Source organism: Paenibacillus piscarius, assembly GCF_022234545.1.
GTDB lineage: Bacteria > Bacillota > Bacilli > Paenibacillales > Paenibacillaceae > Paenibacillus_AQ > Paenibacillus_AQ piscarius.
The window spans coordinates 1-17,838 of the sequence record NZ_JAIEUI010000033.1 but is presented as its reverse complement, the minus strand read 5'-3'; the positions used below and the strand labels follow the sequence as shown (position 1 = coordinate 17,838).

The window sequence follows — 17,838 nt, the reverse complement described above, 5'->3', positions numbered from 1 at the left end:
TGCATTACTTCCCTTCAATCACAGAATCTGTAGAGCATTCTGTTGTTCGCCAATCAGTCTAATCATTACCCTATGCCGTTCCCTCCCCCCTTCTTCCTGCCAGGATCAGAACCACAATTTCCAATGCTTGTATCCGTTTACAAATTTGATTATAGTGGCGCATTTGGCAATTTAGTAGGCGCGGATTTTCGGTTTTAGGTTCCCATTTTTTGGTTTTAGGCATAATTCGCTGTAATCTATCTCCCATGCTTCTGCAAAAATAGCAAAAAGCCCGCAATTCCCAGATGCCGGGTAATTACGGGCTTTGTCATTCAGTTCATTCACGGATTACTTGTGCCAGTGCTGCAAAATAAATGTATCCCGGCCGGACTGCTCACGGTCCTCTTTGTAATGCTTGGGATTCTTCTTGTGGTAATCCTGATGATAGTCCTCTGCCGGATAGAACACCGGTGCTGGAAGAATCTCCGTCACCACCGGCTGCTCGAACCGGCCGCTTGCCGCTACCTGCTCACGGGAAGCCAGTGCGGCCAGCCGCTGCTCTTCCGTATAATAGAACACCGCTGTGCGGTATTGCGTGCCGCGGTCCTGAAACTGCCCGCCGTCATCCGTCGGATCAATTTGCGGCCAGAATAGCGCAAGCAGCCGCTCATAAGGGAACAGCTCCGGGTCATACGTGATCTGCACCACTTCATAATGTCCGGTGGTTCCTGTCTTCACCTGCTCATAGGTGGGATTCTCTACGGTGCCTCCGGCGTATCCCGATACGATTCCGTGAATGCCCGGAAGCTCCTCGAATGGTGTAACCATACACCAGAAGCAGCCTCCGGCAAACATTGCCTGTTCCATAACCTTACTCCCTCTCCTGTATCGCTCTATAGAGCTTATATTACACATGTAATACTGAAGATAAGGGGTAATGTCCGGAAAGTCAATGCAAGTGGCTGAACCCGTGGCTTGCCAATGGGGTACTCCCCTGCAGGACGGGCTTCCGGCTGACAGAGGACCGGTAGATCGCCGCAATCAGCTCCAGCGTCTTGATTCCCTCCGTGCCGTCAATCCAGAACCTGCATCCCTCCCGGATATGCGCATAGAAATCCTGAATTAACCGCGAGTGCCCGGTGCCCCAATAGGCTTTGCCGCCTGTGCTGCTGCCTTGCGGCCCGCAGAGCAGTGTCTCCTGCCCGTCCTGCCACAGATACAAGCTGTCCCGGCGCTGCTGCAGTGTCCCCTGCTCGAAGACCAGCTCCAGTTCGACGGGCGAATTGGTCTGATACGCATTGGTCCCGTAGAAAAGTCCGCGTACGCCATTGCTGAAATTAATGCATGCATGGGCGCTGTCCTCTACCTCTATGACCTCATCCAGCACATCAGTTGTCACACTGCCCTTCACTGAAGCGATCCCGCCGCCGAACCAGTGCAGCAGATCGAGAGTGTGGATTGTCTGATTAATCAGCACCCCTCCGCCTTCCGTCGCCCAGCGTCCTCTCCAGCTGCTGCCGGTATAGTAATCCGCATCGCGGGTCCAGGTGACCAAGCCTTTCATGCAGAGCAGCTTGCCCAGACTGCCGGATTCGATTATCGCCTTGATCTGCACCGAAGGTTCGTTGTAACGGTTCTGGAAAACAACGCCGAGCTGGCCTTCCGCCGCCTCCGCTGCTGCCTGCATCTCTAAGGCTGAAGGCACATCAAGCGCCATCGGCTTCTCCGTTAACACATGCTTGCCCGCCTTCAGCAGCTCCACCGCCATCTCCGCATGTAAGTGGTGGGGCGTGCATAAATGCACCACGGCAATATCTTTACGCTCCAGCAGCTGCCTGTAATCGGTTAATCCCTCACAGCCGTAATCCTCGGCAGACTGCGCTGCCTGAACGGGATCAATATCCACTACGGCAACCAGCCGGGCACCCTCCATGGCATCAATGGCTCTGGCATGAAGCGGGGCAATCGCTCCGCAGCCGATAATGGCTGCTCCAATGGTGTTCATCATATCCACCTTCCTGCTACCTTGGCTATTTAAGCGTTTCCGGGGTCAGATTCAGCGCTTGCCGCTGCGCCTCCAGGCACAGCTCTGCCGCTTTGAACGCATGTTCCTGGGTCATGGCCTTCTCTGTCCGCTGGAGGCAATCGAGGATCAGCTCTCCGAAGAACGGGAAGCCAACCTTGCCGGACACATGCTCATAGTGCTCGCTCTCGCCGTTCACCCAATAGACATGATCCGACGCGCTGGAACGGCCGATGTCGCTGTATTTGCGCAGCTCGATGTAGCCCTCTGTGCCGAGAATGATGGTCCGCCCGTCTCCCCAGGTTCCCAGCCCGGAAGGAGTGAACCAGTCCACGCGAAAATACTGGGTCGCCCCGTTATCGCCAACCAGCGTAGCATCCCCGTAATCCTCCAGCTCAGGATAAGCCGGGTTATTGTAGTTAGCCACCTTGCTGTGCAGCACCTTGGCATCCCGGCAGCCGGCATAGAAGAGGAACTGCTCGATCTGATGGCTGCCGATGTCGCAGAGAATGCCGCCGTACTTGTCGCGCTGGAAGAACCAGTCCGGACGGCTTGGCGCATTAAGCCGGTGAGGCCCCAGGCCCATCACCTGAATGACTCGGCCGATCGCCCCCTGCTGCACCAACTGGCCGGCATAGATAGCGCTCTCCACATGCAGTCTTTCACTATAATAGGTCATGTATTTCTGCCCGGTCTGCTGCACCTGCAGGCGGGCGTCAGCCAGCTGCTCCAGTGAGGTGAACGGGGTTTTGTCTGTGAAGTAATCCTTCCCGTGCGCCATAACGCGCAGCCCCAGCGGTCCCCGTTCGGAAGGAACTGCCGCTGCCGCCACCAGCCGGACCTCAGGGTCTTCCAGAATCTCTTCGGCAGAGCGGGCCGCCCTTACTCCTGGATAGGTGTTCAGGAACGACTCTACCTTCTTGGGATCGGGATCATATACCCACTTCAGCGTAGCGCCAGCTTCTACCAGCCCGTTGCACATGCCATAGATATGCCCGTGGTCCAGCGCCAGTGCAGCAATGACGAATTCCCCCGGACCCACCACCAGCTTCGCTTCATGAACCGGAGCATACATCATTCCATCCTTGCGGCTCATTGCTCTCCCTCCAGTCTGCTGTGCAGATAACGGAGGCTGATCGCAAGGCTCTCGAACGGATCACGCTGGCAGACATCCTGCTCCACGATATACCACTCAATCCCCGTCTTGCGGCAGGCTTCGATAATTGCCCCGTAATTCATATTGCCTTCACCGATCTCAGCGAACACGGGCTTCTTGTTCAGAATCGCCATATCCTTGAAGTGCACCGCCTTCATCCGGCCTTCCACCTTATGAATCCATTCCACCGGATCGCCGCCCCCGGCCTGTACCCAATACAGATCCAGCTCGAAGCCGAAGTCCGGATCACTCTCCTGCAGCATCACTTCCATCCCGGTCATACCATCAAACGCTTCGAATTCAAAATCATGATTATGATACACAAATTGCAGGCCATGCTGCTCCTTCAAAGTTCGGGCAATGCCCGAAGCCAGCTTGGTAAAGGTACGGTACCCCTCCTGGCTCGTCTGGTATTCTCCAGGAATGGAGCCTATGCCGACATATTTGCAGTCCCACAGCTTATGCTCCGCCGCCAGCGCATCCAGATCATTCACCAGCCGGTCCCAGGGAATATGGGTCGCACAGATCTTCAGGCCGGACTCATCGGCGTATTGCTTGACCAGCTGCGGATCAATCTTGCCGATTCCCGAGATCTGCACCGCCTGGTAGCCGATATCGCTAACCTTCCGAAGACTCTCTCTCAATTCCTCCGGTGTCTGGGTATATTCACGCAGGGTATACATTTGGGCTGCAATATTTGAACGATTCATATGAATGATCCACTCCTTCAATGTAGTTGGTTAGACGGCTAATGCGTGCCGGTGACATCCAGGGTTTTCGAGCTGACAGGCGCTTTGCGGAAGGTCGAATTCTTGACCTGCTCCATCAGCTTCTGATGGAACAGCTCGCTGTCAATCGGCAGGTCGACCCAGTTGTCGGTCCAGGCAGACAGATACATGGCATTGGACAAGGTCAGGCCGTGAATTCCCTCTTCTCCCGGAGCCAGAAGCGGCTCGCCGTGCAGGATCGCATTGGTGAAGTTACGCAGAATCCCCTGGTGCTGCTCTCCATTCCCGGAGTCCACCGGAATCTCACATTTCCAGCATTCCGGCGCGCCGAACCCTCCGGTGTATTCAGCATTGAATTGCGGCTCCGGGGTACGAAGCCGGTAGAAGGTCAGCTTCCCGTCTTCAATTACAATCTTGCCGTTGTCGCCGGTAATCTCGAACCGGTTCGTCCCCGGCGCTTCGCCGGTAGTCGTGATGAACAGGCCGGTGGCGCCGTTCTCATATTCCACATAGGCGGTGACATCATCCTCAACCTCGATATTGCGGTACTTCCCGAAGTGGCAAAAGGCGCGGACCCGCTTCGGCATCATGCCGGTGGTCCACTGCCAGAGATCGAGCTGGTGCGGATCCTGGTTCAGCAGCACACCGCCGCCTTCCCCGCCCCAGGTCGCCCGCCAGCCGCCGGAATCATAGTAGCTCTGAGAGCGGTACCAATTGGTGATAATCCAATTCGTGCGCCGGATCTCGCCCAGCTCCCCGGACTTGATCAAATCTCTCAGCTTCTGATAGAGCGGGTTGGTCCGCTGGTTATACATAATGCCGAACACGCGGTCAGACTTCGCAGCAGCGTCATTCATCTCCTGCACTGCCTTTGTGTACACGCCTGCAGGCTTCTCAATCAACACATGCAATCCGTAGCCCAGCGCTTCAATCGCCAGCGGCGGGTGGTCATAATGCGGGGTGGCAATCATCACCGCATCAATGGTCCCTGACTTGAACAGCTCCATCGGTGACAGGAAGCGCTGCACATGATCCGGCAAATGCTGCTCTGCCCAATCCAGCCGCTCGGGGCTGATGTCGCATATCGCCGTCAGCTCAGCTCCCTTAATATCATTCAGCAGACTCTGTGCATGGGTCCGCCCCATACCCCCAACACCAATAATTCCGAATCGTACCTTATCCATTGCCCAGTCCCTTCCTGAAACAGTTTATGATATGAGGATAACCCTAATTGCAGGCGGTGAACATGACTGTAATTAAGGTATATTTGTATATAAATAAGATGCATTGGATAAATGAAAGCGATATAATCAATTTATTACCCGTAGTACAGGAGGCAAGCCATGAACAAGAAAGCTAACGGTAATCTGACCGGACGCCTGCTACACAATCTGACCGTTACTGTGACCCATGCCCAGCTAACCAGCCGATACCCGGGATGGAACCGGACGAACGAAACCCCCTCGTTCAACCGGCTTTATTACATTGATACCGGCGAAGGCAAGGTGATTATTAACGGTGTGCCCTATTATCCCCGGCCCGGCCAGCTAATGATTATGCCTGCGGGCTCCACCCAGACCACGGAAACCTCGCGGGAGGATCCGTATACACGCTACTACTGTCATTTCGATGCGAAGATCGGGGAGTGGCCGCTGTTTCATTCTGCGAACAAGCTCTATATTTGTGATGTACCTGATCCGCAGGCGGTGCGGACGATTTTCTCGGAGATGATTGACTTGTTCCAGGATACCGGCTTCCTGGCTACCCTACGGACCCAGTCGGCGCTGCTTACGCTGCTTGCCATCTGTCTTGAATCCGGAGGCTACCGCAACTTCCTGGACGATCTGTCGCATACGACCGACCAGGGCAAGCTGGCCAGTGTGCTGGGCTACATCGATCAGCGCCTGATGCATCCGCTGGATGTGGAGGAGCTGGCGGAGCTTGTCCATTTGCACCCGAACTACTTTATTCCTTACTTCAAGAAGTTCATCGGCGTCCCCCCGATGCAGTACGTCCAGCAGAAACGGATGGAACTCGCCAAAAGACAGCTCTCCTACACCGATTTCAGCATCTCCGATATCGCCGAGCAGGTCGGAATGGAGCTGGCCCACTTTTCCAAGGTCTTCAAGAAGACCACCGGCGTATCGCCGTCCGCTTACCGGAATAGTACGAAATAGGGACCGGACTCGGCACACCATGGAGGTTCACGGGCCGCCCCTGGTCCGATTGTAATCGGTTTTCCGATTACATTTGCTCCACGCGCCGCCAACGGTCCGATTGTAATCGGTTTTCCGATTACATTTGCTACACGGGCCGCCAACGGTCCGATTTTAATCGGTTTTCCGATTACATTGGTTCCACGTGCCGCCAACGGTCCGATTGTGATCGGTTTTCCGATTACATTTGCTCCACGCGCCGCCAACGGTCCGATTGTGATCGGTTTTCCGATTACATTGGTTCCACGTGCCGCCAACGGTCCGATTGTAATCGGTTTTCCGATTACATTGGTTCCACGCGCCGCCCCTGGTCCGATTGTAATCGGTTTTCCGATTACATTTGCTCCACGCGCCGCCAACGGTCCGATTGTAATCGGTTTTCCGATTACATTTGCTCCACGGGCCGCCCCTAGTATCATTGTGTAACGAATTTTGCAAAAAAATAGCAGGCCCCCGTACCGGAGACCTGCTGAATGTTTATTTAATCCCGAAATACGCGTCGGCATTGTTGTAACAGATATTCTCCACCATCTGTCCCACCCATGCATAATCGCGCGGCAGATCACCCTCTTCAATCCAGGTGCCGAACAGATTACAGAGGATGCGCCGGAAGTATTCATGCCGTGTGAAGGAGAGGAAGCTTCTGGAGTCGGTCAGCATCCCGACAAACGGGCTGATCAGACCGATGCTTGCGAGCGCCTTCAATTGCTGGAGCATCCCTTCCTTCTGGTCATGGAACCACCAGCCGGAGCCCATCTGTACCTTGCCCTTGATCCCGGAGCCCTGGAAATTACCGATGGCCGAGGCGATCATCTCATATTGCGAAGGGTTCAGCGTATAGACAACCGTCTTCGGAAGCTGGCCGCTGGCATCCAGCTCGTTGAGCAGCGCGTTCAGGCTGCGGGCCATGTTGAAGTCGAGAATCGAATCGAAGCCGCTGTCTCTGCCGAGGCGGCTGAACATCCGCGAGTTGTTGTTGCGGAGCGCGCCGATATGCAGCTGCATGCTCCAGCCCCGCTCATGATACATGCGGCCCAATTGGAGCAACGTATAACATTGGAACTTCTGCTCTTCCAGGGCGCTGATCTCCTCGCCTTTGATGGCGCGGGCGAAGATGTACGCTGCTTCATGCTCTGTCGAAGGAGCATGTGGAAGCTCCCCGAAGGCCTGGTCGGACAAGCGGCAGCCATGCTGATGGAAGTAATCGACCCGCGCTGTCACAGCCCGGATGAATTCGGAATAGCAGCCGATCTCTACACCGGCCGCTTGACCGAGCTGGGCTACATATCCGGTGAAGCCTGCATCTCGGATGTTCAGCGCCCGGTCGGGTCTGAAGGTCGGGGCAACCACCGTCTCAAGCGAACGGTCATCTCTTATCTTCATATGATCCTCCAGTGAATCGATAGGATCATCCGTTGTGCAGACAACATTCACCTTGAATTTCTTCAGGATGCCATGGGTCGTCAGCTCATCTCCCTGCAATTGCTCATTGCACCGTTCCCAGACACTCTCGGCGGTATCCGCAGACAGCAGCTCGTCGATACCGAAGTAGCGCTTCAGCTCCAGATGGGTCCAGTGATACAACGGATTCCCCGCCATCTCGGGCAGCGAGCGGGCCCAGGCCATGAACTTGTCTTTGTCGGAAGCATCGCCGGTAATGAGCTGTTCATCAATGCCCAGCCAACGGAGCGCCCGCCATTTGTAATGGTCGCCGGACAGGGCCAGATCGGCAATATTGCGGAACCTGCGGTTGCTGCTGATCTCCTGCGGGTTCAGATGACTGTGGAAATCGTAAATCGGCATTGTGCTGGCATAGTCGTGATACAGGGTCTGCGCACTTGGACTCAGTAACAGCCAATTGTCATGAATAAAAGATGAGCTACTCAATGTGTTCTCCAGCCTCTCGTCATTCATATTTGTGTTCCGCTATGCGGTTCATAACGGATGGCAGAGGGCTCTGCCGGTTAGCACTACCATACTACCATACAAGTATGGTAGTATGGTAGTGCTTCCAACAAACTAATGCAGGAGGTTACACGATGGATTACACCATCAGTACACAAGCCGTATCCACAAGGGACATCGTGTATCGTTCCCTGAAGAATCAGATTCTGCTCCTGGAGCTCCCTCCAGGCACCGCTATATCGGAGAAGGAAATTTCGCTCAAATTCAATGTCAGCCGCACCCCCGTCAGGGAGAGCTTCGTCCGTCTGGCCCAGGAGGGTCTGCTGGACGTCTACCCCCAGCGCGGAACCGTCGTCTCGCTGATCGATTCAGAGCTCGTCGAAGAAGCCCGCTTCATGCGCGAGCATCTGGAGCGGGCGGTGATCCGGGAGGCCTGCAGCGCTTTTCAGTCCAGAAGCCTGATCGATCTGAAGGCCAATCTGGACAAGCAGAAGCTGTGCATCGAAGATCAGGACTATAAGGAGATGTTCATGCTGGATGAAGAATTCCATCACGTCATCTTCATGGGTACCGGCAAAAGGAACACCTGGGAAGTCATCCAGCAGATCAAGGTTCACCTGAACCGCAGCCGGATGCTGAAGCTTACCGCAGACCATAACTGGGAGCATCTGTATGAGCAGCACTATAGTTTATACGAAGCCATTGAACAGCATAATATTACGCAAGGCGATCAGATCATGCAGGAGCATATGGCCCTGACCATTGCCGATCAGGAGATGCTGATGGAGAAGTATCCCCAGTACTACAAGCAGAGAACTACACTTACACCATAGAAAGGGTTGAATTGCTATGTCAGAGTTCGCATTGCAGCCTGCACTTACAGGCAAAACCGCCGTCATTACCGGAGGGGCAGGTGCGCTCTGCAGCGCCATGGCACTGGAGCTGGCCCGTCAGGGTGCTAAGGTCGCCATCCTGAACCGGACGGAAGCCAAAGGTACTGCACTCGCCGGGCAGATCACTTCCGGCGGCGGCCAAGCGCTGGCCTTGGCATGTGACGTCATGGATGCCGGCAGCGTACAACAGGCCGCAGAAGCTGTCCGCAAGCACTGGGGCCCCTGCGACCTGCTGATCAACGGAGCCGGAGGCAATCAGCCGTCGGCGATTACCACCAAGGAGACGCTGGAGGGCGGGGATCTGGACAATCCCGAGATCATCTCCTTCTTCGATCTGCCGGCAGACGGCTTCCGCAAGGTGTTCGATCTGAATCTGACCGGAACCTTGATCCCAACCCAAATCTTCGCCAGACAGATGCTTGGACGGCCCGGAGCTTCGGTCATTAACATCTCTTCTATGAGCGCCGTTTCACCGCTAACCAAGGTTCCCGCTTACAGCGCCGCCAAAGCCGGAGTCAACAACTTCACCCAATGGCTTGCCGTCCATCTTGCGGAGGCCGGAATCCGTGTGAACGCCATTGCTCCCGGCTTCTTCGTCACCGCGCAGAATGAGCAGCTGCTGATGGACAGCGAGGGCGAGCTGACTCCGCGCTCCCGCCGTATCCTCTCCCAGACCCCGATGCGCCGCTTCGGCACACCGGAGGACCTGCTCGGCACCCTGCTCTGGCTGGCCGATGAGCACATGTCCGGATTCGTGACCGGCGTCACCATCCCCGTTGATGGCGGATTCATGGCCTACTCCGGCGTGTAGCAAGCAGTTTATAAACATCAAAAACCTGAACCCCGTTTTCTAAGGTTCAGGTTTTTTTCAATCCCGTCCGTCTCCTACGCCTCTACAAGCACACCGTCCGCCAGATGCAGCACCCGGTCACACCACTCCAGCATCCGTTCATCATGGGTCACCATGACGGCAGCCTTACCTTCGCTGCGCACCTCTTCCGCGATCATCTGCACCACTTCCCGGCCGCGGCTGTAGTCCAGGCTCGCAGTCGGCTCGTCGGCGAACAGGATCGCCGGCTTGTTCATCCAGGCCCGGGCGATGGCGACCCGCTGCTTCTCGCCGCCCGACAGCTTTTCCGGATAATGGTTGCGGCGCTCCCAGATCCCCAGCCGCTTCAGCAGATCAGCCGCGCGGTTCTTCGCTTCCTTCGTGCTGAGATTGGCCAGCTTCGCTACATAGAGCAGCTGCTCCTCCACCTTCAGGTAAGGCAGCAGCTGTGCGCTCTGGAACATGAAGCCGATTCGTTGCAGCCTCAGCTCGGTAAGCTCTCCCTTGTCTTTGTTCCCGAGCGGTTCGCCGTCGAGGATAATTTCGCCGCTGGTGGGGGTGAGCAGGGCGCCGGCTGTGGAGAGAAAGGTGCTTTTGCCGGAGCCGGAGGGTCCCAGTACCGCAACGAATTCGCCCTCATTCACTGTGAAATTCAGATTATTCAGCACTGTCATGGCCCCGTCTCCATCACCGTAGGTCTTAGTCACTTGTCTCATCACTAGCTTGGCACTCATGCTCCAGCCCTCCCTATCGCTTCCAAGGCATCCACCTTGGCTACTCTTGCTACCGAGATCAGCGAGCCCAGCAGCGACATCCCGATGAACAGCAGACCGGTCAGCAGCATCGTCTGTCCATCCAGCTCGAACGGCATCGTATCCGGCAGGCCCATATTCATTCCCAGTGTCAGCAGAATACCAAGCACCAGACTCGTTACCGACAGCAGCATGACTTGACCGACCACACTCCAGGCCAGGTAGGACATCTTCGTCCCCATCGCCTTCAGGATGCCGAACTGGCTGGTCTTCTGGATCGTGATCACATAGAAGAATACCGCCAGAACCACAGCAGCAATGACGAACAGGAAAACAATCATCATGAGCAGCGAATTCTGCTCGGCGGCATACCCGGGAACACTTGAAATTGCCTGCTTCTGTGTAATCACTTCTATAGACTTTTGCTGATCCGCAATCTGCGCAGCTTGATCCGCCGTTATATCCAGCGCGATTACATTGTACGGGGCATTGCCTGAGCCGCCGCCAGCCTGAACCGCTCCCTGCTTCATCGCCTGCCAATCCTGCGGATTGATATACACCACCGGGGTATGACTGTACGAATTGTCCTTGACGAACCCGGTTACTGTCCAGCTCATGCCGGAGGCCTGATCCCGGATCGTACTGCCCAGTGTAACGCCGGACTGCTTCAGCTTAGCATCGGCAACTGCACTGCCTTGAACCTCATTGGTCAGCCCTGCCCCCTCCGTTACTGTAGGCGCCAGCATTCCCTTCATATCCACCGCAAAAAAAGTAACATCCGCCTTCACATCCGCACCGGCAGCCGTAATCGTACTGGTCTGTACCCCAAGCGGAGTGGCCTTTGCCTCTCCGGTTACCTCCCGCACTGCGGCAAGCTCCGTATCACCTAACTGTGACCGCCGGAACGTATGATCCGCGTCGCTCTGCACCGCGAAGTAGGAGGCAGGCATATTTTGCAGCGCTGAAATATTGGCATAGGATAGTCCTCTCGCCAGCCCGGTTACGAAGAGGACCAGGAATGATACGAGCAGCATAATCACCATAATGAGGCCGTAACGCGCTTTGGAGTGCCTCATCTCACGTATAGCCAGAAACATAATACCACTCCTTCTAATCTGTATATCCACAGTGTAAGGAGTGAAGATGAACGGAGTATGAATTCGGAATTACACTATATAGATTGAATAATAGACAGCTCAAAGCTGATGTTATGCGCTGCTGCAGTGAATGTTGGACTTCCGGCCGCTGTTGTTCCCAGATTTCTTGAATTCTACCGCATCGCGGTGGAAATCCGGTAACAAAGGCGGACGCTATCGCTCCTACAGTTCCAAATTCCCCTCCGCAGCTTTCATCTGCTTTATAATTGCCTACTCAATCTATATAGCGCCAGGGTGGCAGGGAAGTGAGACGGTAAATGTAGTCCCTTCCCCCACTGTACTCGCCACCTCAATCGTCCCGTGATGCGCCTGAATAATCTTCTGGGCGATGGCCAGCCCCAATCCGCTGCTGTTACGTTCACGGGAACGTGACTGATCCCCCTTGTAGAACCGGTCGAAGATCATTGGCAGCTGGTCCGCTGGAATGCCCTCCCCGGTATCCTTCACTGTAACGATACATCGATCCGCCTCCAGATGTGCGTTAATGCTGATCGTCCCGCCGGCCGGGGTGTATTTGATTGCGTTCGACACCAGATTCATCCATACCTGATAGAGCAGATTCGGATCACCCTGCAGCGTCAGATCATCGGCATGAAGTCTTACGGCAAGCTCCTTCTGTGTCAGATGCCATTCCATAATCTGAATAACCTGGCGCAGCTGGGCCCGCAAGTCGAAGCTCGTCTTCTGCAGGGCGTGTTCATCATAATCAAGCGAGGACAAGGTCAGGAGCTGCTTGCTGAGCATCGACAGCCGCCGGCTCTCTTCCCCGATAATAGTAAGGTACTCCAGCCGCTGGGCCTCTGGCAGAGTATTGTCCTGCAGCGTATGGGCGAATCCCTGGATGGAGGTTAACGGCGATTCAATCTCATGCGAGACATTGGCAACGAAGTCCTGCCGGGCCCGGTTCGTCCGTTCCAGCTCCCGGCTCATGGTCATGAAATGCGAAGCGAGCTGGCCGATCTCGTCCCGCCGGGCGGTATACAGCTTGATGTCGTATCTGCCCATAGAGATTTTTTGGGTGGCTTCGGTTAACCGGGTAATCGGCTTCACCACGTGCAGCACACTAACCAGCACGAACCACAGGCTCAGCAGGATAATGACAGCAATCAGCACGACAAAAAAGATCCGCAGCTCCCCGAACTGCACCTGGGCATCCGGCCGCATGAACAAAGCATACGTCTCGCCGTTGATCTGCACAGGCACACCTATGGAATTGCTGAGCTGGTTGTCGAAGAAGCCGGTCACGAACAGCTGTCCCGGAAAATTGCCCACCCCATGATAGATCTCTCCGGCTAACACGCTGCGCAGATCTTCTTGCCGGAGGTCATTTTTGCGAAACGGCAGGCCATAAAAGCGTTCCTCCCCGTCCGCATTGACCAGATACATCTTATAGCCCAGAGATGCGGTGCTCAGCAGATATTCCTCTACCGCATCCGGGTGATCCTGAATGAATTGCTGCAGTCCGACTGCCATCCGGGTCAGCTTGGCATCGTTCTTCGGCTTGATCTGCGACTGGTAATAGAGGTTCGAAGCCAGGAACCCCAGCACACTGCTGATGATAATTACCGAGCAGAAGACGATACTCATCCTTACATAGAGCGATCTCATGCGTTCACCAAGTCTACTTTATAGCCGATACCCCTTACAGTGCGGATCACAAAATCATCCTGATGCCCGCTGAACCGCTGCCGCAACCGCTTGATATGTACATCCACCGTCCGCTCATCCCCTTCATAATCCGCGCCCCAGACCAGCTCAATCAGCTCCCCGCGCGTGAACAGGCGCCCCGGATACTGGGCCAATTGGGCCAGCAGCTCGAATTCCTTAACCGGCAGCAGCAGCACGTCCGTTCCGTCGCTGATCTCGTAATTCTTACGGTCAATGACAATGGAATTGAGGCGGATTCTATCATCGGAAGCGATCGAGTAACGGCGGAACAACGCCTTGATGCGGAACAGCAGCTCCTCCGGCTCAAACGGCTTGGTGACATAATCATCTGTCCCGCGCAGATAGCCCTGCTCCTTGTCGCTAAGCTGCTGGCGGGCCGTCAGCAGAATGATGGGGATGTCGTAGGTCTCGCGAATATGCGCACACAGCTCCAGACCATCCATATGCGGCATCATCACATCCACCACCGCCAGATCCACCGTCTGCTCCTTCATCAGCGTGGCCGCTTCCCGGCCGTCCCCGGCTTCAGCCACCAGATACCCGTCTCTCATCAGCACATGCCGCAGGAGCGTGCGGATATGAACGTCGTCGTCGGCTACTAATATTTTTTTCAAGCGATATACTCTCCTTCCGGCTTCCAGATCAATGACATCATACTAGCAACAAACCCCGCCGCTGACAACCGCATCTACTCCAGGAATGGAAGAATACTATCCTTCAGTGTTGTTACAGGCCTGCCCATAAGCTGCTCCAGATCCCGCGAGGTAGAAGACGTATCCAATCTGCTTAGAAAAGCATAGATCCAGTGCTGCACGCCCGCATCCTCACGATGAACCACTTTACTCCCGGCAACCTCAGTTAATACTGCTGCCAGATCAGCGAAATCCCACGTCTGCGATGCGGTTAGCTCGTATATCTTATTGCCCGAAGCTTCTGTGCCAAGCACAGCAGCCGCAGCCAGAGCCAGGTCGCTGCGCGTTACCGCATTGAATGCCCAGGGGCCCGGCGCAGTCACCAGCTCACCGCTGGACATAGCCTCCTTCAGCCCCAGCACCCCTACGAAATCCATATACAGCCCATTACGCAAAAAAGTATACTCCAGCCCGGATGCCGCGATAGCCTGTTCCGTTAATGCGTGCACATTATCCGGCGTATCCTTGCCTGCTGTCCACCCGGAGAAGGCCAGGCCCGTATAGAGCAGGTGCTTCACCCCGCCTGCCTTCGCCGCAGCGATCACCTGCTTGTGCTGGGTCAGCCGGACACTGTCATCCTGATGCGGGCTGGAAATCAGCAGCAGCCGGGAAATGCCTTGAACAGCCGCCGACAACGATTCCGGCATGTCATAGTCCACGTAACGGATTTCTATGCCCTGCTCTCTGAGATGTGCGGCTTGTTCCATCTGTCTGACACCGGCCACAATCTGCCCAGCCGGGATGCGGTGGCGAAGCAGTTCAATAATCTGACTCCCCAGTTGTCCGTTAGCTCCTGTAATTAATATTCTCATAGACTTATTCCTCCTAGTAAATGTAGCCGCTCACGAACAGCCGCTGGAGCTTCTAAGCTTATTCCTGCTGACTAAGCTTGCCCAGCAGTCCCAGCAGCAGCCGCTGCTCTGCTTCGTCCAGCCGGTTCATCACGGCCGCCACCGCTTCCCTGTTCCCCGGGAGCTGCTCCATTAGCAGCCGCCTGCCTGCCCCGGTCAATGAAATGACCGTTTTGCGCCCATCCTCCGCATGAGCGGCCCGCGAGATATAGCCCTCCTTCTCCAGCGGAGTCAGCAGCAGGCTGATATTCGCTTTGGTGACGCCAATTCTGCTGGCCAGCAGTGAAGGCAGGATTGTCCCCCCATGCTTCGCAATCTCCACCAGTACGCGGATACGTGCACCGTTCAGCCCTTGCGCCTGCCAGTATTTCTCGGAGACGGCTACAGCGCCTGCGGTCGCTTCCACCAGAGTGAAGAACAGCTTATTAGCTAGCGGCAGTTCCAGTACATACTGCTGCAAATCATCCAAATCATCCATTGGTTCGCACTCAGCTCCATTTAGTTAATAGCTTAACTATATTCACACATAGACTATCCGATTTCGGGCCTGTTGTCAAAGCCTATTATTAAACTCCGCTGCCAGTGGCACCAAAAAGCCCCTGAGCTTCACACGGAAGTCCAGGGACTTGCTCTGCCGATATAAGGATAGGTTAGGGGATTAGATCATTACAGGCTTAGCCGCAGGCGGGGCCGTTTCTCCGCTGTAGCTCTTGCTGCCCTCCAGCACAATCTCCAGCTTAATCAGCTCCGAACGGCTGGCCAGCCGGATGGGCGGTCCCCAGGTGCCGTAACCGGAGGAGACGATGACATGCAGCTTGTTTTTGAGCAGATAGCCCCAGTCCAGTTCAAACAGCCGTCTCGTAATCCAGTGGTTCGGCGCAATCTGCCCGCGGTGCGTATGTCCCGACAGCAGGACATCTACCCCGGCCTCAGACGCTGCCCCGAAGCCGGTCGGCTGATGGTCCATCATCAGAATCGGCTTGCTGCGGTCCACTCCCTCCAGCAGTGCCTCCACGCTGAGCCGTCCGCCCGCCATCGCTTCGGCAGTCTTGTCCTTGCGCCCAACCACGTACACTCCAGAAGTCTCTACGACTTCATCCTGCAGCACCTTAATGCCGATACTCTGCATCACTTCGGTGTACTGTGCAATCGAGCCGCCGTAATACTCATGGTTCCCCAACACTGCATAGACCCCGTGACGAGCCTTAAGCTGCTTCAACTGCTGCTCCATCCCGTTGCGCAGAAAAGGCTCAATGCTGTCATCCAGCACATCCCCGGCCAGCAGAACGATATCGGGCTTCATCGCGTTGATCCGCTCTACCATCCGGCGCAGATGGCGGTTACCTACAATGTTACCCAGATGAAGGTCGGAAGCGACAGCCACCGTCAGTGGAACACTGGTTCCAATCGATTTATCCACCTGCAGCCGGTGGGTACGCACCACCGTACTCCAGGCATTGCGGGAGCCCCAGATCAGGAAAATAGCTAGCAGTGCAAGCAGCGTTGCGCCAGCTTCGGTTACATAAGCAGAGAGATCCGCGCCTGCGAGCGCCAGCACACCATAGAGCAGATCAGCCAGCGGCAGCATGATCACCGCAAACTCCATACAAGCCAAATAATAGGAGCCAATCACCTTAAACAGCCGTCCCACCGGCCGGATTGGCTGCGGCAGCGGAATTCTGCCCAGAATATATGAGAAGGCAATGACGAGGAACACCGTCCAGTAGACGGCAGCATGAATCCCCGGACTCCATTCCTGGAGCAGAACCCAGAGGTGCCATCCAATATAAAAATTAACAAGTCCCAGCACCAGCACCATGACCGCAGCCCCGGCCAGCATACGCATGTTTTTCACCCGATCCACTCCCCTAAAGTAAGTTTCTATACGTTCTACCTCAAATCATATCACAAAGTATTCACCAGGTATAAATTCTGCTGCCTGCCTGTGATAAAGCTGATAGAGCTTGGACTAAGCAGAAACGGCTTTGCCGTCCTTTTTAAGGACGATATCGTTTCAGCGAGAAATATAAGGATAAGTTATCGTGTGCAACATATAAATTCTTATATTTCAAAAGAAAGACAGCCCGGGGGCTGCCTTCCATGAAAAAGTAAACTTATTAAATGATTGTTAGCAAACTCGCCGCCGCTTACTAGCTCAATGCCTTAATTTCTTCAAGGGACAGCCCGGTGGCTTCCGAGATGGTGTGCAGGTCTATGCCACGATCCAACAGACGGTTAGCGATTTCTCTGCTAGTCTCTGCTCTCCCCTTTGCTTCAGCACTTTCAATACGGGAATGCTCATCGCTCAGTGCCTTCATTCGGGCATCATAAGCCATTCGCGCGGCCGCATCCTGACTCAGAAACTCCAGCGTGTCCATCGCTTTTTTCAGCATTGGCTCTTTCATGGTCAGCACCTCCAGCGCTTCCGCCATTCTCCGCCTGGTCTCCTCCAGCCGCTCTCCGGCCCCATCCGGGTGCAGCGGTTCACCCCACAGCAGCCCGTCCTCCTCATACCGGGGCAGCACATGCATGTGATAGTGGGTCAGATCAATGAATTTGCCGCCAACGGCAATAATTCGGATTCCATCCGGCTGGTACAAGCGTTTAAGCAGAGCCGAAAGCTTCTGTGAAGCCTCCATAACAGCATGTGCAGTTGCTATATCCATCTCATCGACATCCCAATAATGCTTTTTCGGAAGAATCAGCGTATGTCCTTCATTGAACGGATCGATATCAAGCACACAGGCGATATATTCATTCTCATAAACTATATTCAGGCCGGGCTCCACCCCGTTTGCTATTCTGCACCCCAGGCAATCCATGATGATCCTCCTCCTTAGCGTAATGTGATCGGTTTTTCGATTACATTTCGTCCACGCGCCCTCAAACCCGCCATTACAGGTCCGAACTCCGCATCAGCCAATCTAGAGTAAAGGGCTGGTATAACCCAGCCCCTCCTCATCAAACCGTACGTGAGGTTTTCCCTCAT

17 protein-coding genes are annotated in these 17,838 nt (G+C 55.1%); 3 read left to right on the top strand and 14 right to left on the bottom strand.

All coding sequences use genetic code 11. The annotated features are described in order from the left end of the window. Nucleotides 1-327 precede the first annotated feature (327 nt). The 5 genes from msrA to K1558_RS30885 all read right to left on the bottom strand — a co-directional run bounded on the left by msrA (nt 328) and on the right by K1558_RS30885 (nt 5,070). Nucleotides 328-846 carry a peptide-methionine (S)-S-oxide reductase MsrA gene (gene msrA / locus K1558_RS30905; RefSeq protein ID WP_238655806.1) on the bottom strand — a complete coding sequence of 173 codons (519 nt, stop codon included), beginning with the start codon at nt 844-846 and terminating at the stop codon, nt 328-330. A gap of 82 nt (nt 847-928) precedes the next feature. Continuing rightward, complete coding sequence (locus K1558_RS30900; RefSeq protein ID WP_338019748.1) at nt 929-1,987, bottom strand: Gfo/Idh/MocA family protein; 1,059 nt, start codon at nt 1,985-1,987, stop codon at nt 929-931. A 22-nt stretch (nt 1,988-2,009) separates the two neighbouring features. Continuing rightward, nucleotides 2,010-3,098, bottom strand: coding sequence for a Gfo/Idh/MocA family protein (locus K1558_RS30895; RefSeq protein ID WP_238655805.1), 1,089 nt, complete (start codon nt 3,096-3,098; stop codon nt 2,010-2,012). Continuing rightward, complete coding sequence (locus tag K1558_RS30890; protein WP_238655804.1) at nt 3,095-3,868, bottom strand: sugar phosphate isomerase/epimerase family protein; 774 nt, start codon at nt 3,866-3,868, stop codon at nt 3,095-3,097. Before K1558_RS30890 ends, K1558_RS30895 begins: the two co-directional genes overlap by 4 nt. Before the next feature lie 38 nt (nt 3,869-3,906). Next, complete coding sequence (locus K1558_RS30885) at nt 3,907-5,070, bottom strand: Gfo/Idh/MocA family protein (protein WP_238655803.1); 1,164 nt, start codon at nt 5,068-5,070, stop codon at nt 3,907-3,909. Nucleotides 5,071-5,229: 159 nt separating this feature from the next. Between K1558_RS30885 and K1558_RS30880 the strand changes: the two genes are divergently transcribed. Beyond that, the gene (locus tag K1558_RS30880; protein WP_238655802.1) at nt 5,230-6,063 is read left to right on the top strand and encodes a helix-turn-helix domain-containing protein; all 834 of its coding nucleotides are present in this window, start codon (nt 5,230-5,232) and stop codon (nt 6,061-6,063) included. 516 nt (nt 6,064-6,579) lie between these two features. On the opposite strand, the gene uxaC is transcribed toward K1558_RS30880, so the two are convergent. After that, nucleotides 6,580-7,989, bottom strand: a complete 1,410-nt coding sequence (gene uxaC, locus K1558_RS30875; protein WP_238655801.1) for a glucuronate isomerase — start codon at nt 7,987-7,989, stop codon at nt 6,580-6,582. Nucleotides 7,990-8,141: 152 nt separating this feature from the next. On the opposite strand from uxaC, the gene K1558_RS30870 reads away from it, so the two are divergent. Both K1558_RS30870 and K1558_RS30865 read left to right on the top strand, forming a co-directional pair. Next, on the top strand, nt 8,142-8,840 hold the full coding sequence (locus K1558_RS30870; RefSeq protein ID WP_238655800.1) for a GntR family transcriptional regulator: 699 nt from the start codon (nt 8,142-8,144) through the stop codon (nt 8,838-8,840). A gap of 16 nt (nt 8,841-8,856) precedes the next feature. Then, nucleotides 8,857-9,711, top strand: coding sequence for an SDR family oxidoreductase (locus K1558_RS30865; protein ID WP_238655799.1), 855 nt, complete (start codon nt 8,857-8,859; stop codon nt 9,709-9,711). Nucleotides 9,712-9,785: 74 nt separating this feature from the next. Here the strand turns inward: K1558_RS30865 and K1558_RS30860 are convergent, their stop codons facing one another. The 8 genes from K1558_RS30860 to K1558_RS33125 form a co-directional block, all read right to left on the bottom strand. Beyond that, a complete protein-coding gene (locus tag K1558_RS30860) occupies nt 9,786-10,463 on the bottom strand; it encodes an ABC transporter ATP-binding protein (RefSeq protein WP_238655798.1) in 678 nt (225 codons plus the stop codon). Next, on the bottom strand, nt 10,460-11,578 hold the full coding sequence (locus tag K1558_RS30855; RefSeq protein ID WP_238655797.1) for an ABC transporter permease: 1,119 nt from the start codon (nt 11,576-11,578) through the stop codon (nt 10,460-10,462). The genes K1558_RS30860 and K1558_RS30855 overlap by 4 nt, the downstream gene beginning before the upstream one ends. A gap of 279 nt (nt 11,579-11,857) precedes the next feature. Further along, on the bottom strand, nt 11,858-12,802 hold the full coding sequence (locus K1558_RS30850; RefSeq protein WP_420800486.1) for a sensor histidine kinase: 945 nt from the start codon (nt 12,800-12,802) through the stop codon (nt 11,858-11,860). Between the two features lie 440 nt (nt 12,803-13,242). Continuing rightward, complete coding sequence (locus K1558_RS30845; RefSeq protein WP_238655795.1) at nt 13,243-13,920, bottom strand: response regulator transcription factor; 678 nt, start codon at nt 13,918-13,920, stop codon at nt 13,243-13,245. 74 nt (nt 13,921-13,994) lie between these two features. Further along, nucleotides 13,995-14,810 carry an NAD(P)H-binding protein gene (locus K1558_RS30840; protein ID WP_238655794.1) on the bottom strand — a complete coding sequence of 272 codons (816 nt, stop codon included), beginning with the start codon at nt 14,808-14,810 and terminating at the stop codon, nt 13,995-13,997. Between the two features lie 58 nt (nt 14,811-14,868). Then, nucleotides 14,869-15,327 carry a MarR family winged helix-turn-helix transcriptional regulator gene (locus K1558_RS30835; RefSeq protein WP_238655793.1) on the bottom strand — a complete coding sequence of 153 codons (459 nt, stop codon included), beginning with the start codon at nt 15,325-15,327 and terminating at the stop codon, nt 14,869-14,871. Nucleotides 15,328-15,507: 180 nt separating this feature from the next. After that, complete coding sequence (locus tag K1558_RS30830) at nt 15,508-16,695, bottom strand: metallophosphoesterase (RefSeq protein WP_274529194.1); 1,188 nt, start codon at nt 16,693-16,695, stop codon at nt 15,508-15,510. Nucleotides 16,696-16,999: 304 nt separating this feature from the next. Continuing rightward, complete coding sequence (locus K1558_RS33125; RefSeq protein ID WP_338019747.1) at nt 17,000-17,671, bottom strand: HIT domain-containing protein; 672 nt, start codon at nt 17,669-17,671, stop codon at nt 17,000-17,002. Nucleotides 17,672-17,838 lie beyond the last annotated feature (167 nt).